The sequence below is a fragment of the Streptococcus mitis genome, assembly GCF_002096835.1.
GTDB classification, from domain to species: domain Bacteria; phylum Bacillota; class Bacilli; order Lactobacillales; family Streptococcaceae; genus Streptococcus; species Streptococcus mitis_W.
In genome coordinates, this window is sequence record NZ_NCVG01000023.1 from 248,641 (window position 1) to 271,923 (window position 23,283).

Genomic DNA, 23,283 nt, shown 5'->3' on the forward strand with positions numbered 1-23,283 from the left:
CAAGGAGGATATCATGCCTATCAGTAAGACAAAGAACGGTACTTTTCGTTTAAAAATCTATATCCCAATAGAAGCACGAATGCCACTTGGTATCGTTAATAGCAACTATTACGATAAGCGATTTAAAACAAGGAAGGAGGCAAGACAAGCTGAGATAGACTTGCTTACCAAGTTAAATCAAATAGAAGATAATGAGTTTACAGGACTAGGAAAAGAAGATATTCTTTTCTCATACTTCTATAATAATATTTGGTGGGAATCCTACAAAGTAGGACAAACCACATCTACTTCGAAGCCAACAAGCAGGTCAACAATTGCTAATACTAAAACATGTTTTGAAAAGCATATACTACCACTTCTTGGCAACTATACGATTCAATTTTTAAACCAAAATAAACAGGTTATTCTAAATTTGATGACAGCAAAAGCCAACGAATATGCCAACTTCAAAACTTTACGAAGTTACGTTATTTCTATTTTTGATTGGGCAGAAGAACTTGAATATATTGAAGCAAATAGAGTTGCAAAAATATTAAGAAGAATAAAAGCCACTAAAAAGATTCAACTTGCAGAGTCAAAGAGAGAGGAAGATTTATATCTAACTCATGAACAACTCCAAGAATGGTTCTCAGCATTTCAAGAAGATTTAGAGAATGATAAAATAACCCTTAAAGATTATGTCCTATTTTATCTCACTTTTTTCTTAGGCGATAGAAAATCTGAAACCTATGCTCTTCAATGGAAACATATCGATCTTTCAAAAAAACAGATTCAGCTAATTCAAGCTTTAGATAGATATGGACAAGTAAAATCTACTAAGGGAAATAAGAAAACTATTTTCTCTATTTCTAATGACTTACTTCAACTTCTTACCTCTTGGAAAGAACAACAAAAATATGAGCTGGCAAAGTTTGGCATCATCAGTAATCCAGAACAATTTGTTTTTACATATATCGATACCAAAGGAAACATCAATAAACCTTTACACGCCGACTATCTAAACAACAAAATGAAAAGTATTAGAAAGCGACATAAAGAGCTGACACATGCTACACCTCATAAACTGCGACATACAGGAGCAACACTTGCTAAACAAGCAGGAATGAGCTTAGAAGCTATTTCTGAAGCTCTAACACATAGCGACACAGGTACAACACAGATTTATGTCAATACTTCAAATGTGGTTCCTATGGCAGTCGGTGAATTTGCCTTAAAGTCTCTAAAACAATAAGGTGAAAATAATGTAAACATTGAGGTGAACTTTTTCAAAAAACATAAAAAAAGCACCCATGAGGTAAACTCTTGAGTGCTTTGAAACGTTGATATAATCGTATTGATTAACGTTTTGAGAATTGTGATGCTTTACGAGCTTTCTTAAGACCTGGTTTCTTACGTTCAACTTTACGTGAGTCACGTGTAAGAAGTCCTGCGCGTTTCAATGAATCGCGGAAGTCTGGGTCTACTTGAAGAAGGGCACGAGCGATACCGTGACGGATAGCTCCTGATTGACCAGCGTATCCACCACCTACAACGTTAACGAAAACGTCGTATGAACCTGCAGTTGAAGTAACTGCGAATGGTTGGTTGATTACAAGACGAAGGTCAGCGTGTGGGATGTACTCTTCAACATCTTTTTTGTTAACAGTGATTTTACCAGTTCCTGGAACAAGGCGAACGCGTGCAACAGCGTTTTTACGACGTCCAGTACCTGCATATTGTGCTTGTGACATACTTTATTGTTCCTTTCCTTAGATAAGTCCTGAAATATCAAGAAATTCTGGTTGTTGTGCAGCGTGAGTGTGCTCAGCTCCAACAAATACTTTCAACTTCATACCTTGAGCGCGTCCAAGAGTATTGTGTGGAAGCATACCTTTAACTGATTTCTCGATCAAACGTACTGCATTTTTAGAACGAAGTTCACCTGCAGAGATTTGTTTCAATCCACCTGGGTGGTTTGAGTGAGTGTAGTAGATTTTATCAGTTGCTTTTTTACCAGTCAATTTAACTTTTTCAGCATTGATAACAATCACAAAGTCACCTGTATCAGTGTGTGGTGTAAATGTTGGTTTGTTTTTTCCGCGAAGTACGCTAGCAACTACTGCAGAAAGACGTCCAAGTGGTACATCAGTTGCGTCAACTACGTACCATTTACGTTCAACTTGGCCTGGTTTAGCCATAAATGTTGTTTTGTTCATGATTTCTCCTATATATAGTTCGATTTTTGTTTACGGTGATGGGTGTTCCTTCCCATCGAAAAGTATTTGGAAGGTTCCGGGGCCTTTCAAATGGGGTAAACAATACCGCTTACTATAATACCAAATTTCACCCCTAAAAGTCAATAGATATGAAAAATATTTTTCTAAATTCCACTCTTTTTGTCTCTAAAAAACCTCGCTTTCGCGAGGCTCTTCTATTTATAAGCTAAGGCACGTTTAAAGGTTTTCCAAGGACCTAAGTCATCTGTCTGCAGAACGAGACTAGCATACATACGTCCGATAAATCCTGTTGCTACCACCGCAAAAATCACTGTAATAGCAAGTGAAAGCCAAGCCTCTAACCCATTTGCATAGCCATTAATGGCTCTAAATGGCATGAAGAAAGTCGAAATAAAGGGAATATATGAACCAATCTTCAAGAGGAGATTGTCACCAGCTGCACCCAGAGCTGTCACTCCAAAAAAACCACCCATAATCAAAATCATCAAAGGAGATAAGGCTTTTCCTGCGTCCTCAGGACGAGAAGCCATAGAACCTAGGAAGGCAGCCAAGACGACATACATAAAGAGACTTATCAAAATAAAGAGCAAGGTATTCAGTGAGAAGGCATCTCCCAAGTGATCCAAAACACCAGACTGAGCCAAGAATGGTAAATCTTTAAAGAGCAAGATGGCTACCAGACCACCTACAACATAGATCCCAATATGCGTTAAAATCACTAGAAACAGAGCCATCATCCGTGCATAGAAATAGTGACTAGCCCTTATGCTAGAAAAGACGACTTCCATAATTTTGGTGCCTTTTTCACTGGCAACTTCCTGAGCCGTCACACCCGCATAGGTAATCAGAATCATATAAAGAAAGAATCCTAAAGCGCCTGCTGCAATTGTTTGAATAAACTTTTTATTTTCCTTGGCTTCATCAATCTTTTCTGTGAATTGAATTGTCTGCGCTAAGCGTTTTTCCTGCTCTTGAGACAAGGAAGCAGTTGAACGATTAAGCTGATTTTGCAGTTCGTTGAGTGTACCTGTAACTGCAAATTTAATTCCGTTTTCAAGCGATGTTTCGCCATGATAAACAGCCTTTAAGACACTATCCTCTTGGTCAATGGTCAGATAGCCTTTTAATTTTTCATCTTTAATCGCTTCTTTGGCACTTGCTTCGTCTTTATAGTCAAAGTTAACACCATTTACATTCTTCAGTCCTTCTGCTACAGATGGCACTGTTGTCACTACTGCCACTTTATCATTTTTAGCCATAGAAGACCCTTGGAGGTAGCCAATTCCTACAGATAAGGCTAAAAAGAGGAACGGCGAAATCACCATAAAGAAGAAACTCCACGACTTGATGTGTCGAAGATAGGTTTCCTTCATTACAACCCACATATTTCTCATACTTCCACCCCTGATTCTAGTTTAAAGATTTCATCAATTGTTGGCGCTTGCTGGTCAAAGGTTGCGATGTATTGCCCCTGAGTCAAGATTGGGAAGAGTTCCCTTCCAGCACTCTCATCCTCTAAGATCAATTTCCAACTGCCTTGCTTGGTCAAGCTCACCTGTTTGACATGAGGAAGTTTTTCCAATTCTTCCTTGCTTCGTTCACTTGAAACAAAGAGACGCGTTTTCCCGTATTGGTTGCGGACATCCTGAACTGGTCCATGCAAGACCACACGACCATCTCGAATCATCAAAATATCATCACAAAGTTCCTCGACATTGGTCATGACATGATCAGAAAAGATAATGGTTGCCCCACGTTCTTTTTCTTGAAAAATGACTTGCTTGAGCAATTCTGTATTGACTGGGTCCAATCCACTGAAAGGCTCATCCAAGATAATCAAGTCTGGTTCATGAATCAGAGTAATGATGAGCTGAATCTTCTGTTGATTTCCTTTTGACAGACTCTTGATTTTATCTGTCAGCTTCCCTTTCACTTCCAACCTCTTCATCCATTGAGGGAGTTTTTCCTTGATTTCCTTAGCATCCATGCCCTTTAGAGTCGCCAAATAACGAACTTGTTCAAGGACTGTCAATTTAGGCATGAGACTGCGTTCTTCAGGTAGATAGCCAATCCGAGCGTAGGTCTCCTGACGAATATCCTGACCATCCAGACTAATTTCTCCTTGATATTCTAAAAACTTCAAAATACTGTGGAAAATCGTTGTTTTCCCAGCACCGTTTTTCCCGACTAATCCCAAAATACGACCTGGTCGCGCTTGAAAGTCAATACCAAACAAAACTTGCTTGGGTCCAAAACTTTTCTCTAGACTTCTTACTTCTAGCATCTTTCACCTCCGAAATGTCTTGCACTCATTATACTCCTTTTTGATAGCCTTTACAATGATTTTTGTCCATTTTATCATCCTCATTTTAGTAAAAAATCTTAGGGTACTTTGAGTTATGAATACATTATACACTGGTAAACTCCAATTTATCTTCTCTGTTCCTCAACTGTCTATTTTTGATCCTGAATTGTTATTTGAAAAGCAAAAATCCACCCCGAAGGATGGATTGATAAGTTAACGCACTTCTGCATTGACTTTTTCTTCGAGAGACGCTTGGATTTTTTCCATATAGCGTGCGACTTCTTCGTCCGTTAAGCTATCTTCTGGATTTTGGAAAGTCAAGCTATAAGCCATTGACTTCATACCAAGTCCCAATTTTTCGCCTGAGAAAACGTCAAAGAGTTTGATATCTGTCAAACGTTTCACGCCGGCAGCTTGGATAGCGTCCACAACTTCTTGGTGAGTCACTTCTGCCTTGAGGAGAAGGGCAACGTCACGGCTGACTGCTGGGAATTTGGTGATTTCTACAAATGGAGCAGCAGGTTGAAGGGCAGCTTCGATGGCTGAAAGGTTGAGCTCAGCTACATACGTTTCTGGAATATCGTAAGCCTTAGCAGTGACTGGATGCACTTGGCCAAGGAAACCAAGAACTTGGTCACCGAGTGAAATCATAGCTGTACGACCTGGGTGGAGGCTTGCAATTTCAGCTGTAGCTGTATAAGTTACTTGGAGTCCCAAACGAGCAAAGAGGGCTTCAAGGATTCCTTTAGCATAGAAGAAATCAACTGGAACTGCTGCTGTTTGGAAATCTTTTTCAGCAACCAAGCCTGTCAAGGCAAAGGCAAAGCTGTTGATCTCATTTGGAAGTTCTTCTTTTGGATTGCCTGTTTGTTCAAAGACTTTTCCGATCTCGTAAAGTGCCAAGTTTTTGTTCTTACGAGCCACGTTGTAAGCAACTGTATCTAGGATACCTGAGATCATATTTTGACGGAGGACAGAACGGTCCACTGTCATTGGCCACATGAGTTCAGTAAGGTTACTTGGTTGAGCCGTAAACTCAACTGCTTTTTCAGGAGTTGTTAGAGCGTAGGTGATAATTTCTGTCAAACCTGCTCCTTCAGCAATTGTACGAACTTGACGGCGGAGTTTTTGTGTGGCTGTCAATTCACCAGCGGTACCATCGTCTTTTGGAAGGCTGGTTGGCAAGCGGTCATATCCATAGATACGAGCGATTTCTTCAAAGAGGTCTGCCTCGATGGTGATATCCCAGCGACGGCGTGGGACACTGACTGTAAAGCTATCTGCATTGCCAGAAAGACCAAATCCAAGACGACGGAAGACGTCTTCTACATCAGCATAAGAAAGATCAGTTCCGAGGACACGGTTAACATCAGCAAGAGTTGAAGAAACTTCCACATCAGAAGTATCAAGTTCGCCCGCTGAAACGATACCTTTACGCACCGTCGCACCTGCAAGCTCTGCAATCATGCTAGCTGCCGCATCAAGAGCTTCGTTAACAGTTGCCACATTGATACCTTTTTCAAAGCGAGAAGATGACTCAGAACGAAGGTTGAGACGACCGCTTGTCTTACGGATAGATTTGCCATTGAATACTGCCGCTTCAAGGACAACACGACTAGACTTTTCAGAGATTTCTGTAGTTTGTCCACCCATGACACCTGCAAGAGCTACTGGTTTGTCTGCGACAGTGATGACTAGGTCATTCACGTCCAAGTCACGTTCTTCACCATCCAAGGTCACCAATTTTTCACCAGCACGCGCTTCACGCACACGGATGTCAGTCCCTTCAAAGGTATCCAAGTCAAAAGCATGCATTGGTTGACCAAAGTAAAGCAGGATGTAGTTGGTCACGTCCACTACGTTATTGATTGGACGGATTCCTTCATTCATGAGAAGGTTTTGCAACCATTGTGGACTTGGTGCGATAGTCACATTGTCCAAGATACGAGCGGCATAGTAAGGCGCCTTGTCTGTTTCAATGCCTACAGAAAGGGCATCTGCTGCAACTTGGTCCGTTTCTGAAAGAGTAAATTCTTTAAAATTAACTGCCTTGTCGTAGATGGCTGCCACTTCATGAGCCACTCCACGCATAGAAAGAGCGTCTGCACGGTTTGGTGTGATGGAAAGTTCGATGATTTCATCATCCAAGTCTAGGTAAGAGAAGACTTCATCCCCAGGAAGGGCATTTTCTGGCAAGATTTGAATACCATCTGCGAATTCCTTAGGTACAACTGAGTCAGAAATTCCCAATTCACCAAGTGAACAGATCATCCCAAGTGACTCCAAACCACGGATTTTCCCTTTTTTGATCTTGTAATTGTCAGCGATACGGGCTCCCGGAAGTGCCACCATAACCTTGATACCAGCACGCACATTTGGGGCACCACAAACGATCTGACGGGTTTCTTCTTCGCCAACGTTAACCTGACAAACATGAAGATGAGTTTCTGGCACATCTTCGCAAGACAAGACCTCACCGACGACAATTTTTGAGAGACCGGCAGCCAGTGATTCGACACCTTCTACCTCGATCCCTGTGGTTGACATTTTTTCAGCCAACTCTTGTGATGGCACATCAATGTCCACCAATTCTTTTAACCATTTATAAGATACAAGCATAATTTAGTTCTCCAGAATGACCGTTGTCACTCTAGTTCTTTTCCTTTCCTATCATTTCAATAGAAGAATCCTCTTCTTACCTTAATTTCTTTTTCAGTAACCAATCTGTATCTACTTTTTGACCAACCATAAAATGATGTTGGCTAAATTTTTCAAAACCATATCGGTTATAAAACGCTTGAGCTTTTGTATTATGCTCCCAAACACCTAACCAAGCCCAGGAAAAACTATTTTTGGTAGCAAGTTCAAGTGCGAATTCAAACAGTTGCTTACCTAGTCCAAATCCTTGAAATTTTTGTAGAACATAGAGGCGTTGAATTTCAAAAGCGTCCTCTAATTCTCTCTCAGTTTGAGCACTTCCCCAGTTGACTTTGAGAAAACCAGCTATCTCCTCTTCATGCATAATGAAATAGGTTTCGGAATCTGGATTTTCCAACTCAGTTGACAAAGTTTTCAGACTATAAGCCTCTTCAAAGTATTCCTGTAACTGCTCTTCCGTATTATCATGCGCAAATGTTTCACGAAAAGTTTGTTTGGCAATTTTAGCCAACACCTCAACATCTGCAATTTCTACTTTTCTAATCATTATTTAAACTGTTCTGAGAAGCGAACATCTCCTTGGTAGAATCCACGGATATCGTTGATTCCGTAACGGAGCATGGCTACACGCTCTTGACCAAGACCAAAGGCAAAGCCAGAGTAAACAGTCGCATCGATACCACTCATTTCAAGAACACGTGGGTGAACCATACCAGCACCCATAATCTCGATCCAACCTGTTTTCTTACATACGTTACAACCTTCTCCACCACACTTAAAGCAAGAAACATCCACCTCAACAGATGGCTCTGTGAATGGGAAGTAGGATGGACGCAGACGGATTTGACGCTCTTCACCGAACATTTTTTGGACAATCAACTGCAGGGTTCCTTGAAGATCTGCCATAGAAATGTTCTTCCCAACAACCAAGCCTTCGATTTGGTGGAACTGGTGACTGTGAGTCGCATCGTCCGTATCACGACGGAACACACGCCCTGGCGAGATCATCTTCAAAGGACCTTTAGAAAAATCATGGGCATCCATAGCACGCGCCTGAACTGGAGACGTGTGGGTACGGAGCAAGATTTCTTCAGTGATATAGAAAGTATCCTGCATATCGCGAGCTGGGTGGTCTTTGGGAAGGTTCATACGCTCAAAGTTATAGTAGTCTTGCTCCACTTCAAAACCATCCACGACTTGGTAACCCATACCGATGAAGATATCTTCGATTTCTTCACTGGTTTGTGTGAGGACGTGGCGGTGACCAGTCGCAACTGGACGACCTGGAAGGGTCACATCGATACTCTCACTTGCTAATTGAGCTGCAACTTTCTTTTCTTCCAAAAGCTTAGCAGTTTCTTCAAAAGCTGCTGTCAAGACATCACGCGCTTCATTGACATGTTTCCCGATAATCGGACGCATCTCAGCAGAGACATCTTTCATCCCTTTGAGGATTTCAGTGAGCGATCCCTTTTTACCAAGGACAGAGACACGCAAATCTTGCATCTCTTTTTTATTTTCAGCAGTAATCTGCTTCAAGCTAGCCAGCGTTTCTTCACGAAGCGCTTTTAATTGTTCTTCAATAGTTGACATAATTCCTCCATCAGTCTCTCGTAGATAAAAAGAAAACCACATGCCAAAAACTCCACTCGGAGCGTTGACACGCGGTACCATCCGTTTTCATCTGACAAGTCAGACCTTCATTTCTAAATCCATGCGCAAGTGAATTCACCCAGCTTTCATATAGAGAGCTTGCAGTCACGGCTCTCCTCCCTGATATACTTCCCTTGAGTTACTAGTCTTGCAGATTTCTATTCAATTACTACATAGTTTATCAGATTTTGAGTTAAAAAACAAGTTAGATTAGATTAATTTCAATACAAAACTCATTCCTTTTTCTGTTGCTCCATTTTCCACAAATCCAAGCGACTTGAAACACCTCCTAGAAGCATGATTGTAGGTGTAGATTTCCTTGACTCTCAATTCTTTCCATCCTTTTACTCGAGCCAATTCAATCAAAGCACTTAGAATCTTTTTTCCAAGTCCTCGATGTTGGTAAGCGGAATTCCCAATCACAATGGGGAGATTATCCTGAGATAGTGTAACATCCCCAATTGGAAACCATTCTCCCTTCTCCTTGACTTCAATCCAAAAAAGTTCACCATGCTGATCCAAATGGGAATACATAGCTTCCAAAGTTTCTTGACTATAAGGTTTCTTCACACCATCTACGAGGTGAACTAAGTTCACATCCTGATACCAAGCAAAAGCTTCTTCACAATGATTGACCTTATAATAAGGAACAAGACGCAGTGCATTATCTATTTGTAAAATCCGTTTCATCTGCTTTCCTTTTCCACAAAATAGTTGCTGCTTGATTAAAACCATCACACCAGTTATACCATTTTGCTTCATACTCATCTTGAGCTAAGATATGATTTTTTAAATCCAGAACAGAGTAAATCATTCTTTCCTCACAAGCTTGCGCATAGAGATGATATAGTTCATCACCACCATCTCTATCCCACTCAGCAGAAATCGTATCCCGACCTGCCAATAAAGCCTGATAAGCCCTGTGATGTCCATCTGTAATCAACAAGCAATTTCCAAAGGCAAGAATACTGATTGGATCGACTTGGATTGTTTCTGCCGACTGGTAAAGCATCTGAATATCTTGCAACTTCTTTTCTGATAAGTATAGTTGAGTCGGATGAAGATCTGCTATATTGACTTTCATTTCTTTCTCCTCAAAGGAATTTGATACTCACTTCTGCTTGCCTTTAAATCGCCATTGGAATCGGAGCTTGTCATAGAAGGGAAACTCGATAAACAGGACTCCCAAGCCCACACAGAGACTGGCAAGGACATCTGATGGATAGTGAACTCCCAGATAGACCCTTGATACCAGCACACTGACTAGGTAGAGACCAAGGACGATTTGTACGATTTTTCTCCAGACTGGATTTTTCATCCGTTGACTGAGAATGATAATCAGAGAACCGACCATCAAGGTTACAGCCAGAGAATGGCCACTTGGAAAGGAAAATCCCTTCTCCTCAACCAAGTGTAAAATAGCTGGTCGTGGGCGCTGGTAAATATTTTTAAAGGTCACGATTAAAAGACCTGCCAAAGCCAGATTTCCCAGCATGAAGAAACTTTCTACCTTCCACCGCTTACGATAAAAGACAAAAGCTGTAATGACAACCCAAGTGATAATCACTGGAATATCAATCAAGCGTGTGATGGCCCTAAAAAGAATAGTCAAGTAATCTGGCAAGTCTCCTCGAACGGCAGTCTGTATCGGTTGGTCAAAACCGACCAGCGTTTCAGGGTAAAATTTGACCATGTAGCCAAGAATAACGAAAAGTAAAAGGGCAAAACTGCCCTTCATTAAAAATGTTTGTTTATCTCTCATAATGTTTTAAGGTTGGTTTCAAGAGAACATACAACAACCAGAATGAAACGGAAAAGATTACACCCTCAATCAAGTTAAAAGGTAATACCATGGTCATTAGGTAGTTGGAAAGTCCCAAAATTTTTCCAATATCAAAGTTAGCAAACTTAGCGTACAAAGGAACAGCATAAACATAATTGAGAACCAACATAGCCACGGTTAAACCAATAGTCCCAGCTAGAGAGCCTAGTAGGAAACGAAGGGTTGTCCGTTCCTTTTTCCAAATCAAAGCAAATACGATGACAAAAACTCCCAAAGCTACGATATTCATTGGCAAACCAATGTAAGTATTCACTCCCTGACTGTTAAGAAGCAGTTTCAAGAGTGAGCGAAGCAAGAGAACTCCTAGAGCAGCAGGCAAATCCATGACCACTAAGCCCACAAGGACTGGCAAGATACTAAATTCGATCTTGAGGAAGGACGCCGCTGGTAAAAGCGGAAAGTCAAAGTACATCAGCACAAATGAGATGGCTGATAAAATCGCAATGGTCGAAAGTCGACGTGTGTTTGTCATAACAGGTTCCTCCAATTTTCTATAAAATCAGAAGAAGTTAGAAAGGATTCCTCTATCTATTCTCACTTTTTATATCCCAAAAGTTCCCTCTAACTCCGTTGAGCAAGCGGTTACAGTTTGGCTATAAATCTATCAGAACAGACAAAGCTATTCTTTCGTCTTCTCCCATCCAGACTATACTGTCGGTTGTGGAATCTCACCACATCAGCTTGCGCTCGCGGACTTATTTGGCTAAGATATTTTAGATTTATCTAGGCGTCGCAGTCGAAGATAATACTTAAAGTATATCGAGACAAGACAACGACGAGAAAGCTAAAATAGCTAGTCAAATTTACCGCCGGTCGGGAATCACACCCTGCCCTGAAGACTCTTTTATCATAACAAAAAACGCTTGCAAGCGCAAGCATTTTGTTCATTTTCATTTTCATTTTTTATTTCAATTTATCTGCTTCATAGGTATGAACGAGCTCAAGACCTGCAAAGTTCTGCTGGCGGAGTGCTTCGTAGACAATCATGCAGACGGTATTAGACACATTGAGACTGCGGACATGTTCATCATTCATGGGAATACGGAGAGCTTTCTCAGGATGTTCTCGCATAAAGTTCTCAGGCAAGCCCTTGTCTTCACGTCCAAAAAGAAAATAATGGTCCTCGTCAGTCGATAAATCCACCTCAGAATAGACTTTTTCCGCGAATTTCGAAATCAGATAGAGTTTGCCCTGCATCTGAGACATGAAATCCTCCAAACTCTCGTAAAAATAAATCTCTAGTTTATCCCAATAATCCAATCCAGCTCTCTTCATCTTGCGGTCATCGATAGGAAAGCCCATTGGCTTGATGATGTGGAGAGGAGAATTGGTCGCAGCGCAAGTACGCGCGATATTGCCTGTATTTTGTGGAATTTGTGGTTCAAATAATACAATGTGATTTGTCATGACTTGCTTCCTTTCACCATTGCAAAAAAATAGCCACACTGCCCGGAGTCAAGCTCAGCAAACAGCGTGGTTAAGGCATCGTTAACTTACCTCACAACAGGTTTGAAGTAAATCAGCGAAACTACTTTCTTAGTATAACACTTTCAGAATCATTGTCAATAGAAACGACTTGATTTTTTCAATTTTTTCAAGCTATTTCCAAGGGTTGTAAAATCGTCCCTGATTCTGCAAGATAAGTAGTAAACTAGCTACTAAAAACAAGGCTGCCAAGAACAAGGTAAGATAGTCTCCTTTTTTCAAGGCCTGATAACTATACCATGTGCGTTTTTTCTCTTTTCCAAAGCGTCGAAGCTCCATGGCGGTCGCGATAGTATCAATGCGTTCTAGCGAACTGAAAATCAAGGGAGTAATAATGCGCAGATTGCCTTTGATTCGTTGCATAAGAGAAGCTTTCTTGGATAATTCCATCCCACGCGCTTCCTGAGACATCTTGATAGTAAAGAATTCTTCCTGCAAATCTGGAATATAGCGTAAGGTCAGGCTGACTGAATAGGCAATCTTGTAAGGCACACCAATTTGATTTAAACTGGAAGCAAACTGACTAGGGTGGGTTGTCATCAAAAAGATAATAGCCAGAGGAATAGTGCAAAGGTACTTAATGGCCAGATTTAGCAGATAAAAGAGCTCTTGACTGGTCAGAGTGTAGGAACCGATTCCCTGCCAAATCACACTTCTCTCTCCGTAAAGTCCAACCCCATACTCGGGAGAAAAGAGATAGACCATCAAAACGTTTAAAACAGCAAATACCGTCGCAAAAACGGCTACAAAGGAAACATCTTTAAAGCGGATTTCTGACAAATAGAGGAGAAAGACCGAAAAGATAGCAATCAGAACAAGCAGTCTGGTATCATAGCTAATCATGGCCGCCAATGACACGAGGATGAAAAAGAGAAGTTTTCCAGCTCCTGACAAGCGATGAATCACAGTATCTCTATGCTGGTAACCGATTAATTTAGCTTGCATTCTTCTCTCCTTTCTTTGTAAAATGCCGTTAAAGCAAGTGGATCCACATCTAGTTTCTTGGCCAAGTTGAAGATTGAAGTTTCTTTTAGATTGGCTTTTACTAACAACTCAGGATTACTCAACAGACTAGCTGGATCAGTATCAGCAATCAATTCCCCATCCACCATGACAAGGGCTCGGTCTGAATAATCCAGCATCAATTGCATATCATGGGTAATCATGACAATCGTATGCCCTTGTTGATGCAACTCTTCGAGAAATTCCATAATCTCAGTATAGTTCTTCTGGTCTTGACCTGCTGTCGGTTCATCTAAGAGGATAATTTCAGCCCCCAAGACCAAAATCGAGGCAATAGTGACGCGTTTTTTCTGACCAAATGACAGGGCAGAAATTGGCCAATTACGGAATTCATAGAGACCACAGATTTTCAAAGTTTCATAGACTCTCGTTTCAATTTCCTGCTCGTCCACACCTCGCAAACGAAGTCCCAGAGCCACCTCATCAAAAATCATATTGGTTGAAATCATTTGATTGGGATTTTGCAGCACATAGCCTACTCGTTCCGCCCGTTCTGCTACCGAATCCCCTTTTATATCCTGCTCTTCCCAAAGATAGCGACCTTCCGTCTGGATAAAGCTACTTATAGCCTTGGCTAGGGTTGACTTCCCTGCTCCATTTTTCCCGACAATGGCAATCTTTTCACCCTTTTTAATATCTAAATAAATGGATTTTAAAATCGGTCTATCATCATAAGAAAAAGACAGATCCTCTAATTTAAAGAGTGACTGCAATTCTGGGGTTTCTTTTACCAGTTCCGTCCGCAACTGAATCTGGCCTTTTGAGATAGACAAGTTATCCAGATTTGCTAATTGTTCTTCCTTGGCTAAATCCACACCCAATTGACGGAGAGTGGTTAGATAAAGGGGTTCTCGAATTCCATTTTGGGTCAATAAATCAGTCGCCAGTAGCTGGTCAGGGCTCCCATTAAAGAGAATACGACCATCATTGATCAAGACAATCCGATCCACAGGGCGATGCAGAACATCCTCCAAACGATGCTCAATAATAAGTGTCGTCGTTCCCTCTTCCTTATGAATCTGGTCAATCAATTCGATAATATCCTGACCTGACTTGGGATCCAGATTGGCGAGTGGCTCATCAAACAAGAGAATCGGACTTTCATCAATCAAGACACCAGCCAGACTGACTCGCTGCTTTTGTCCACCTGACAAATCCTGAGGACGCTGAGACAGTAAAGAAAGAAGGTCCAGCTTTTCAGACCATTTATGAACACGGCTTTTCATCTCTTCTAAACTTGTTACATCATTTTCTAGAGCAAAAGCCAAATCCTCTGCCACGGATAAACCGATAAACTGCCCATCTGTATCCTGCAAAACCGTGCTGACCAGATGAGACTTATCATAGATACTCATATCAAAGGCCGCTTGCCCCTTGATCAAAAATTCTCCAGACGTCTGACCCTTGTAAATATTGGGAATAATCCCATTCAAACACTGACCCAAGGTAGACTTACCTGACCCAGATGGCCCAACAATTAAGACTTTCTCTCCCTTGTAAATGGTTAAGTCCACCCCTTGCAGGGTCGGTTCTTGTTGTGTTTCATACCGGAAAGAGAAATCCTTCCACTCAATTATAGCTTCTTTCATCTTACTCTCTTCATTCGCTTCTTAGACTTCTATTTTATCATAAATCTACCCCTTCTTGCAGTCTCTTCTCTTAAAATCTTAGCGCCAACAAGATTCCTAGCCTAAATTGCTTACCCGACTAGCCTATAAACAGCAAAAAGACTGGTTTCCCAGCCTTTTCCCTTATATTAATCCTTTTTCAAACTTCCTGAACGAGTCTGCGTACGTGAATAAGCTAGCAAGAGAAGGGTACCTGCGATAGCTACAGTTACAGCATTAGCAATTCCCGCAACAATCCCTTGGGCAAATACTTTTTCTGCTGCTTCTTGATAAATCACAACATCTCCAAGTGGTGCCAAGACACCCCAAACAAGAGCATTTGCAACAATCTGAATGAGGTTAAAGAAGACAATATCCTTCAACTCAAAAACACCCTGTGTTACTCGAATGTATTTTCTAAAGAGTCCGACGACTAGACCAAAGAGCCCACTAGCGATAATCCAAGTCCACCACAGACCATATCCAGCAATAGAGTCCTTGATTGCATGACCAATCACCCCGACAAGCAAACCGATAATCGGTCCAAAAATAATAGAAAGTAGCGCTTGTACCGCATACTGAAGCTGGATGCTTGTATTTGGAACAGGGGTCGGAATGTTGATCATCCCGATGACGACAAAGAGGGCCGCGCCAATTCCGACAGCAACAACTTGTTTAATTGTAAATTTGATTTCCATACTATTTATTCTCCTATTTTATCCTTCTATTTTCTTTATTTCAATGGTCCAAGATGAACCGACGCCCACATTATAAGCCTTGGCAAAGGAACCTTGGTTGATAGCCAGACCTAAACGATAGAGAGAGTTGATGTAAAGGATGGGTTGCCCAATTCTCACATCCGCAAATGATTTGCCATAGACAACCTGATTTTGATAGACCAGCATATCTGCATGATAGATAGTCACTTCAAAACGGTCACCGAATGCTGGTTCCAGCTTGTAAAACTCTTCTCGCGTGATAGAGGTCCAAAGCGAACCAAAACGTACATCTAGAATATCAATAGCTCCCTTCACCAGATGCTCTTCAATGATGGTCTCTACGACTGGAAGTTCCACAATCTGATCCACACTGAGCTCTGGCCCCACTTCCTCAAAAGTAATGTGACCACTGGCCAGTTTAGCACCAGTATAGGCATAGACATCACGACCGTGGAAGGTATAAGAATGCTCTGTATTTTGACGTCTATTGGCCACTTCAGAAATTTCACGAATGGCTACAATGCCAACGTGCTTCTTGATAAAAGAAAGCGTCCCATTATCTGGCGTGACAATGTATTGATTTTTTGCAGTCTTAGCAACTACGCTCTTACGTTTCGAGCCGACACCTGGATCGACAACCGATACAAAAGTCGTTCCCTCGGGCCAGTAATCCACCGTCTGAAAGAGACGATAGCTCCCCTCAAAAATATTATAGGGCGTGATATCGTGCGTCAAGTGATGGATTTTTAAGGTTGGAGATTCTTCTAAAGCCACTCCAATCATAGCCGATACCGCACCATCAACCAGACCAAAGTCTGATTGTAATACCAGTAAATTATTATTCATTTTATCTCCTTGTATATCCTTTATCATACCATATTTCAGAGAAAGGTGCTAATAGCTATTTCAATTGATTAGGGTATAGTTTTACCTTATAGCAAATTTCCTACTAAAAACTCTGGTGATTAGCTAGTAGGTGCATTTTTTCTTGAAAAAAGGTATGATAGTTACATAATGAAGAAGTAGGTTTTATTATGAAAATTATCCTTGTCGGAGGGGGAAAAGTTGGTTCTGCCCTCTGTCGCTCCTTGGTTGCAGAAAAGCATGATGTTTTGCTGATTGAGCAAGACGAAGCTGTCCTCAATCATATTGTCAATCGCTTTGATATCATGGGTATCCTTGGTAACGGGGCCGATTTTACCATCCTTGAGCAAGCCAGTGTCCAGGATTGTGATATCTTTATCGCCCTGACTGAATACGATGAAGTCAACATGATTGCAGCCGTTCTAGCCAAAAAAATGGGAGCTAAAGAGACCATCGTTCGGGTGCGGAACCCTGAATATTCTAACTCTTATTTCAAGGAAAAGAATATTCTCGGTTTTTCTCTTATCGTTAACCCTGAGCTCTTGGCTGCCCGCGCTATCGCGAATATCATTGACTTCCCCAACGCCCTCTCTGTCGAACGTTTCTTTGGTGGACGGGTCAGCTTGATGGAATTCACTGTTAAATCCTCCAGTGGTCTTTGCCAAATGCCCATTTCTGATTTTCGGAAAAAATTCGGCAATGTCATTGTCTGTGCGATAGAGAGGGATCATCAAATTATCATTCCAAGTGGCGACATGACTGTACAGGATAAAGATAGAATCTTTGTCACTGGTAACCGTGTTGACATGATGCTCTTCCATAATTATTTCAAGTCTCGTGCCGTGAAGAGTCTTCTTATTGTTGGAGCTGGTAGAATTGCCTATTATCTACTAGGTATCCTCCAAGACAGTCGTATCGATACCAAGGTTATTGAAATCAATCCTGAAATCGCCAGCTTCTTTAGCGAGAAATTCCCAAATCTCTATATCGTTCAAGGAGATGGTACCGCAAAAGATATCCTGCTGGAAGAAAGTGCTCAAAACTATGATGCCGTTGCGACTCTAACAGGAGTCGATGAGGAAAATCTGATTACCTCTATGTTCCTTGACAGGGTAGGTGTACAGAAAAATATCACAAAGGTCAATCGTACCAGTCTCCTCGAGATTATCAATGCGCCTGATTTTTCAAGTATCATCACACCTAAAAGCATCGCTGTAGATACAATCATGCACTTTATTCGTGGTCGGGTTAATGCCCAGTATTCAGACCTTCAGGCCATGCACCATCTAGCCAATGGCCAAATCGAAACCCTGCAATTCCATATCAAGGAAGCTAATAAAATGACTGCCAAACCTCTTTCTCAACTAAAACTGAAAAAAGGGGTTCTTATAGCAGCCATCATTCGAAAGGGCAAGACTATTTTTCCTACTGGGGAGGATATGTTGGAAGTTGGAGACAAGCTCCTAGTAACAACCTTGTTGCCAAACATCACCAAGATTTATGACTTGATCGCGAGGTAAGAAATGAATAAAAGTATGATTCGTTACCTCCTTTCAAAATTACTTTTGATTGAAGCTGTTCTTCTTTTGGTTCCTGTGTCTGTCGCTGTCTATTACCGTGAATCGAGCCAAGTTTTTACGGCCCTCTTTTCAACAATAGGGATTCTCGTATTACTAGGCGGTTCAGGAATTTTACAAAAGCCCAAAAATCAACGGATTTATGCCAAGGAGGGAGTCTTGATTGTTGCCCTCTGTTGGATCCTTTGGTCCTTCTTTGGTGGTCTCCCCTTTGTCTTTGCTAGACAAATTCCCAGCGTTATCGATGCCTTTTTTGAAATCAGTTCTGGCTTTACAACTACTGGAGCAACTATTCTGAACGACGTTTCGGTTCTCAGTCGTTCCCTCCTCTTCTGGCGAAGTTTTACCCACTTGATTGGAGGGATGGGAGTGCTTGTTTTTGCACTTGCTATTATGGACAATGCCAAGAATAGCCACCTAGAAGTGATGAAAGCTGAGGTTCCTGGCCCTGTTTTTGGCAAGGTTGTATCCAAACTCAAAAATACTGCCCAGATTCTCTATCTCCTTTATCTAGCTCTCTTCTCCCTCTTTGTCATCATCTATTATCTGGCTGGCATGCCCCTATTTGATAGTTTTGTCATTGCCATGGGAACAGCAGGTACAGGAGGTTTTACCGTCTATAACGATGGAATCGCCCACTATGGTAGCTCACTGATTACCTATCTGGTTAGTATCGGAGTTTTGGTTTTTGGGGTAAATTTCAATCTCTACTACTACCTCATGCTCCGTCGCGTCAAGGCCTTCTTTGGAGATGAAGAACTCCGAGCTTACTTGGTAATTGTTCTGCTTTCTACAGGCTTGATTAGCCTCAATACTCTCTATCTCTATCCAGGATTTTCAAAGAGTTTTGAAATGGCCTTCTTCCAAGTTTCCAATATCATTACGACGACTGGTTTTGGTTACGGGGATATTACCAACTGGCCCCTCTTCTCCCAGTTTATCCTTCTCTTCCTCATGGGAATCGGTGGTTCTGCTGGTTCAACCGCAGGTGGACTCAAGGTTATTCGAGGCCTCATCCTTTCAAAAATTGCCAAAAACCAAATTTTGTCAATTCTATCGCCCCACCGTGTTTTGACCCTCCATGTTAATAAAACGGTGATTGACAAAGATACCCAGCATAAGATTCTCAAGTACTTTGTCATCTATTCTATGATTTTGCTATCCCTTATCTTTATTGTCAGCCTAGATAGCAATGATTTTCTAGTCGTTACCAGTGCTGTCTTTAGCTGTTTCAATAATATCGGACCTATTCTAGGAACCACTTCTAGTTTCTCAATCTTTAGTCCTATCTCAAAAATTCTCCTCTCCTTTGCAATGATTGCAGGGCGCTTGGAGATTTATCCAATCCTACTTCTCTTTATGAAGAGAACTTGGTCTAAGAGATAAAATATAACCACACCTTGTGTCTTACAAGTGTGGTGTTTTTATTTCAGACCACCTTCCAGAATTCAACGAACTCTTTTTAAACAAAGTGAGACACTTCAATGATTGACTAAAGGTTTGCACGCAATAAAAAAACAAAGAGCAAACTAGGAAGAAAGCCACAGAGTTCTCAAAACACCTGCTTTAAGTCAGTAGATAAAACTAGCGTGGTTTGAAGAGATTTTGTCAGAGCGTAAGAGTCCAAAAACAACCCTCAGTCGACTGACCGAGGGTTACTTATTTCATTATTCAAGAACTTGATTAGCTCAATGCATCCAAGGCATCATCCATTGAAAGAACTTCGTGGAAGACACGTTGTGTCAATTCAGTTTTTTGTTCTGGTGTGAGGTATTTAGTGTTTACACAGTATCCAGAGATACGTACGATAACGTCTTCACCTGACATGATCTTTTCGTAAACATCGTTCAAGTCCATAACGTTCAAGTTAACGTGTTGTCCACCGTTTTCGAAGTAACCATCAAGGATTGTTACCAAGTTATCCACTTGTTCGTCACGAGTTTTACCAAGAGCACGTGGAGAAACTTGAGTTGTCAATGAGATACCGTCAGCTGCGTAACCAAAGTCTAGGCTAGCAAGTGAGTTCAAGTTTTGCAACCAGCCACCTTTAGCTTTGTTAGATGGGTTAGCACCTGGTGAGAAGAATTCAAGTTTAGACAAGTTCACAGAACCATCTTCGTTGAGGTATACACCTTTGTGGACTGGTGAGTTACCAGTTTGTTTAGAGTAAGCAACGTTAGATGTGATTGTCAAAAGTGATACTGTAGCTTCAGCGTCTTTGTAAAGTTTGTGGCTACGTAGACGAGTTGTGTAAGCTTCGATCAACCATTCTGCCAATTCGTTTGAACGTGGGTCATCTTCACCCCAACGTGGGTATTCACCGATTGTTTCGTAATCGTAGATGTAGCCATTTTCGTCACGGATTGGTTTAACTGTAGCGTATTTGATAGCTGACAATGTGTCAACAGTGTTGGCAAATCCACAGATACCGAATCCCATGTTGGCACGTTGTTTAGTTGGCAAGAATGCCATTTGAACAGCTTCGTAGTTGTACTTATCAGTCATGTAATGGATGATGTTCAAAGCATCTACGTAAGTATCAGTCAACCAGTCAAGAGATTTTTCAAAGTTAGCTTTAACTGATTCGAATTCAAGAACTTCGTCACGGATTGGTTCGATGTCAAATACTTTGTAGTCTTTGTGAACATCGTCGTAACCACCGTTCAAACCAGTAAGAAGGGCTTTCAATACGTTTACACGAGCACCGAAGTACTGGATGTTGTGACGTTGTTCTTCATTTTCTGGGTCAAGTGGAGACACACAGCATGAGATACAGCTCATTTCACCATATCCGTCTTTAGCCATTGTTGTTACACCTTCGTATTGGATAGAAGAGTGTTTGTGGCTCATATGCATACAGTAGCGACGGAAGTTGTATGGCAATTTGTCAGTCCAAAGAACTGTCAAGTTTGGTTCTGGAGAGTTACCGATATTGTCAAGGGTGTTCAAGAAACGGTAGTCCATCTTAGTAACACGGTGACGACCGTCGTTACCCATACCAGCCATAGAAGTTGTGATGAAGGTTGGGTCACCTGAGTACAATTGGTCGTAAGCTTTTGTACGAGCAAATTTAACTGTACGAAGTTTCATAACGAAATCATCAACGAATTCTTGGATTTCTGATTCAGTAAATGTACCACGAGCAAGGTCACGTTCTGCAAAGATGTCCAATACGATTGGCACACGACCTAGAGATGTAGCAGCACCGTTGATAACACGGCAGACAGACATGAAGGCGATGTTAACCCATTGGATAGCTTCTTTAACGTTCATCGCTGGTTTGCGAACGTCAACTCCGTAAAGGTCACCCAAGCGAACAACTTGTTGCAATGCTTGGTATTGAAGGTTGATTTCTTCACGAAGACGGATTGTTTCTTCATCGATTTCTTCGATTGCATTCCAATCGTTTACTTTTTCTTGCATCAAGTAGTCTGCACCGTAAAGAGCAAGACGTGCGTAAACACCGATGATACGTCCACGTGAGTATGCATCTGGAAGACCAGTTACAGTGTGAGCGTGACGAGCGCGACGAATGTTTGAAGTGTAAGCACGGAAGATACCATCGTTAACTGTTGTTACGTATTTGGTGAAGATTTCGTGAACAGCTGGGTCTGGTTCGTATCCATTTTCTTTCAAAGTAGTTTCAGCCATACGGATACCACCTTTTGGCATGAAGTTCAATTTGAAGAGTTCATCGTTTTGGATACCGAAGATAACTTCGTTTTCTTTATCGATAAATCCTGCTGGAATGTCAGCAATAGATGTTGGACGAGTGTCCATTGGGAAACGAGTTTCTTCGTAGTGAGCCTTAGTTTCTTCTACAATTTTTTTGATGTGAAGTGAACGTTCTGTTGGTCCTGCGAGGAAGCTTTCGTCTCCATCATAAGGTGTGTAGTTAGCTTGTACGAAGCGTGATACACTTGCTTTTTCTTTCCAATCTACGCCTTTGAAGCCTTCCCAAGCTTTGTCAAAAATATCTTGTGCTTCAACAACTGTCTTAACAACCATGTTAATGTCCTCTTTTTTCTTTCTAGTAACAACCATCTGTTACATTCATGAGACAAGTATAACACACAGTAACCGATTTCAACAAGTAGAAAACCCTTATTTTTACACTTTCTTTTCTAAAACAGTCTATGTTTTGTTCCAAACTGTATTATATTTTTGAAAAAAATATACCCTTTTTCCCTTTTTTCAGAAAAAAGGGTATAATAAAAGAAAATAAGCAGTAAAAAGGGGGCTAGGCATGTTGATTTTTCCTTTGTTAAATGATTTGTCAAGAAAAATCATCCATATTGACATGGATGCCTTTTTTGCTGCCGTGGAAATCAGGGATAATCCTAAGCTCAGAGGAAAACCTGTCATTATCGGAAACGACCCTCGGCAAACAGGTGGGCGGGGAGTCGTTTCTACCTGTAGCTATGAGGCGCGAGCTTTTGGTGTCCATTCAGCCATGAGCTCTAAGGAAGCCTATGAGCGTTGTCCCCAGGCCGTCTTCATCTCAGGAAATTATGAGAAATACAAAGCTGTGGGACTCCAGATTCGAGCTATTTTTAAGCGCTATACAGATTTGATTGAACCTATGAGTATTGACGAAGCCTATTTGGATGTAACAGAAAATAAACTCGGTATCAAGTCAGCGGTCAAAATCGCTCGCCTCATTCAAGAGGATATCTGGCAAGAACTCCATCTAACTGCTTCTGCTGGCGTTTCTTATAACAAATTCTTAGCTAAAATGGCTAGCGATTATCAAAAACCTCATGGTTTGACAGTGATTCTACCTGACCAGGCTGAGGATTTTCTCAAACAAATGGATATTTCCAAGTTTCATGGAGTAGGAAAAAAGACAGTAGAACGTCTGCATCAAATGGGTGTTTTTACTGGCGCTGATTTACTTGAAGTTCCTGAAGTGACCCTAATAGACCGCTTTGGCAGACTGGGCTATGACCTGTATCGAAAGGCTCGTGGTATTCACAATTCCCCCGTCAAATCCAATCGCATCCGTAAATCAATCGGCAAGGAGAAAACCTACGGGAAGATTCTCCGTGCCGAGGAAGATATCAAAAAAGAGCTGACTCTCCTATCAGAAAGAGTCGCTCTCAATCTCAGTCAACAAGAAAAAGCTGGAAAAATTGTCATTTTGAAAATCCGCTACGAGGACTTTTCAACTCTTACTAAACGAAAAAGTCTGACTCAAAGAGCACAGGATGCTAGTCAGATAAGCCAAATAGCCCTGCAACTCTATGAAGAATTAAACGAGAAAGAAAGAGGTGTCCGCCTGTTGGGGATTACCGTGACTGGATTTTAAAACCTTGAAGAGCTGACTCTTCAAG

The 23,283-nt window shown here is 41.4% G+C and carries 21 protein-coding genes and 1 riboswitch; of the genes, 4 read left to right on the plus strand and 17 right to left on the minus strand.

Translation table 11 applies throughout. The features are described 5' to 3' along the window. The first annotated feature begins 13 nt into the window (after nt 1-13). Nucleotides 14-1,231 carry a site-specific integrase gene (locus B7699_RS09635; RefSeq protein WP_192852024.1) on the plus strand — a complete coding sequence of 406 codons (1,218 nt, stop codon included), beginning with the start codon at nt 14-16 and terminating at the stop codon, nt 1,229-1,231. 106 nt (nt 1,232-1,337) lie between these two features. Here the strand turns inward: B7699_RS09635 and rpsI are convergent, their stop codons facing one another. The 16 genes from rpsI to B7699_RS08150 form a co-directional block, all read right to left on the minus strand. Then, nucleotides 1,338-1,730 (minus strand): 30S ribosomal protein S9, encoded by a 393-nt coding sequence (gene rpsI, locus B7699_RS08075; RefSeq protein ID WP_000075964.1) that lies wholly within the window; start codon nt 1,728-1,730, stop codon nt 1,338-1,340. A gap of 18 nt (nt 1,731-1,748) precedes the next feature. Then, on the minus strand, nt 1,749-2,195 hold the full coding sequence (gene rplM / locus B7699_RS08080; protein ID WP_084927901.1) for a 50S ribosomal protein L13: 447 nt from the start codon (nt 2,193-2,195) through the stop codon (nt 1,749-1,751). A gap of 215 nt (nt 2,196-2,410) precedes the next feature. Beyond that, on the minus strand, nt 2,411-3,610 hold the full coding sequence (locus B7699_RS08085; RefSeq protein WP_084927902.1) for an ABC transporter permease: 1,200 nt from the start codon (nt 3,608-3,610) through the stop codon (nt 2,411-2,413). After that, nucleotides 3,607-4,500: an ABC transporter ATP-binding protein gene (locus tag B7699_RS08090; RefSeq protein ID WP_000895279.1), complete on the minus strand. Its 894-nt coding sequence runs from the start codon at nt 4,498-4,500 to the stop codon at nt 3,607-3,609. Before B7699_RS08090 ends, B7699_RS08085 begins: the two co-directional genes overlap by 4 nt. 234 nt (nt 4,501-4,734) lie before the next feature. Further along, nucleotides 4,735-7,140, minus strand: a complete 2,406-nt coding sequence (gene pheT, locus B7699_RS08095; protein WP_084927903.1) for a phenylalanine--tRNA ligase subunit beta — start codon at nt 7,138-7,140, stop codon at nt 4,735-4,737. A 76-nt stretch (nt 7,141-7,216) separates the two neighbouring features. Next, nucleotides 7,217-7,726 carry a GNAT family N-acetyltransferase gene (locus B7699_RS08100; RefSeq protein ID WP_007522357.1) on the minus strand — a complete coding sequence of 170 codons (510 nt, stop codon included), beginning with the start codon at nt 7,724-7,726 and terminating at the stop codon, nt 7,217-7,219. Continuing rightward, complete coding sequence (gene pheS, locus B7699_RS08105; RefSeq protein ID WP_031237702.1) at nt 7,726-8,772, minus strand: phenylalanine--tRNA ligase subunit alpha; 1,047 nt, start codon at nt 8,770-8,772, stop codon at nt 7,726-7,728. Before pheS ends, B7699_RS08100 begins: the two co-directional genes overlap by 1 nt. 270 nt (nt 8,773-9,042) lie before the next feature. Then, nucleotides 9,043-9,492 (minus strand): GNAT family N-acetyltransferase, encoded by a 450-nt coding sequence (locus tag B7699_RS08110; RefSeq protein ID WP_025171450.1) that lies wholly within the window; start codon nt 9,490-9,492, stop codon nt 9,043-9,045. Between the two features lie 4 nt (nt 9,493-9,496). Then, entirely contained in the window at nt 9,497-9,916 is a 420-nt protein-coding gene (locus B7699_RS08115; RefSeq protein ID WP_000867300.1) for a chromosome partitioning protein ParB, read from the minus strand. 27 nt (nt 9,917-9,943) lie between these two features. Continuing rightward, entirely contained in the window at nt 9,944-10,594 is a 651-nt protein-coding gene (locus B7699_RS08120) for a phosphatase PAP2 family protein (protein WP_024056908.1), read from the minus strand. Beyond that, nucleotides 10,584-11,147, minus strand: coding sequence for an ECF transporter S component (locus B7699_RS08125; protein WP_000185834.1), 564 nt, complete (start codon nt 11,145-11,147; stop codon nt 10,584-10,586). Before B7699_RS08125 ends, B7699_RS08120 begins: the two co-directional genes overlap by 11 nt. A gap of 153 nt (nt 11,148-11,300) precedes the next feature. Then, nucleotides 11,301-11,519, minus strand: a riboswitch (FMN riboswitch). A 59-nt stretch (nt 11,520-11,578) separates the two neighbouring features. Then, complete coding sequence (locus tag B7699_RS08130) at nt 11,579-12,082, minus strand: tRNA (cytidine(34)-2'-O)-methyltransferase (RefSeq protein ID WP_024057252.1); 504 nt, start codon at nt 12,080-12,082, stop codon at nt 11,579-11,581. Between the two features lie 192 nt (nt 12,083-12,274). Continuing rightward, nucleotides 12,275-13,105 (minus strand): energy-coupling factor transporter transmembrane component T family protein, encoded by an 831-nt coding sequence (locus B7699_RS08135; RefSeq protein ID WP_084923254.1) that lies wholly within the window; start codon nt 13,103-13,105, stop codon nt 12,275-12,277. Continuing rightward, on the minus strand, nt 13,090-14,772 hold the full coding sequence (locus B7699_RS08140; RefSeq protein WP_084927904.1) for an ABC transporter ATP-binding protein: 1,683 nt from the start codon (nt 14,770-14,772) through the stop codon (nt 13,090-13,092). Before B7699_RS08140 ends, B7699_RS08135 begins: the two co-directional genes overlap by 16 nt. A 167-nt stretch (nt 14,773-14,939) precedes the next feature. After that, complete coding sequence (locus B7699_RS08145) at nt 14,940-15,488, minus strand: ECF-type riboflavin transporter substrate-binding protein (protein WP_084927905.1); 549 nt, start codon at nt 15,486-15,488, stop codon at nt 14,940-14,942. 18 nt (nt 15,489-15,506) lie between these two features. Further along, a complete protein-coding gene (locus tag B7699_RS08150) occupies nt 15,507-16,355 on the minus strand; it encodes an SAM hydrolase/SAM-dependent halogenase family protein (RefSeq protein ID WP_084927906.1) in 849 nt (282 codons plus the stop codon). Nucleotides 16,356-16,543: 188 nt separating this feature from the next. Here B7699_RS08150 and trkA point away from each other — a divergent pair, with 188 nt between their 5' ends. Further along, nucleotides 16,544-17,893, plus strand: coding sequence for a Trk system potassium transporter TrkA (gene trkA / locus B7699_RS08155; RefSeq protein WP_084927907.1), 1,350 nt, complete (start codon nt 16,544-16,546; stop codon nt 17,891-17,893). 3 nt (nt 17,894-17,896) lie between these two features. Further along, the gene (locus B7699_RS08160; RefSeq protein WP_084927908.1) at nt 17,897-19,336 is read left to right on the plus strand and encodes a TrkH family potassium uptake protein; all 1,440 of its coding nucleotides are present in this window, start codon (nt 17,897-17,899) and stop codon (nt 19,334-19,336) included. Nucleotides 19,337-19,633: 297 nt separating this feature from the next. On the opposite strand, the gene pflB is transcribed toward B7699_RS08160, so the two are convergent. After that, nucleotides 19,634-21,958 carry a formate C-acetyltransferase gene (gene pflB / locus B7699_RS08165; RefSeq protein ID WP_084927909.1) on the minus strand — a complete coding sequence of 775 codons (2,325 nt, stop codon included), beginning with the start codon at nt 21,956-21,958 and terminating at the stop codon, nt 19,634-19,636. Nucleotides 21,959-22,196: 238 nt separating this feature from the next. Here pflB and dinB point away from each other — a divergent pair, with 238 nt between their 5' ends. Next, on the plus strand, nt 22,197-23,258 hold the full coding sequence (gene dinB / locus B7699_RS08170; RefSeq protein ID WP_084927910.1) for a DNA polymerase IV: 1,062 nt from the start codon (nt 22,197-22,199) through the stop codon (nt 23,256-23,258). The last annotated feature ends 25 nt before the right edge of the window (nt 23,259-23,283 follow it).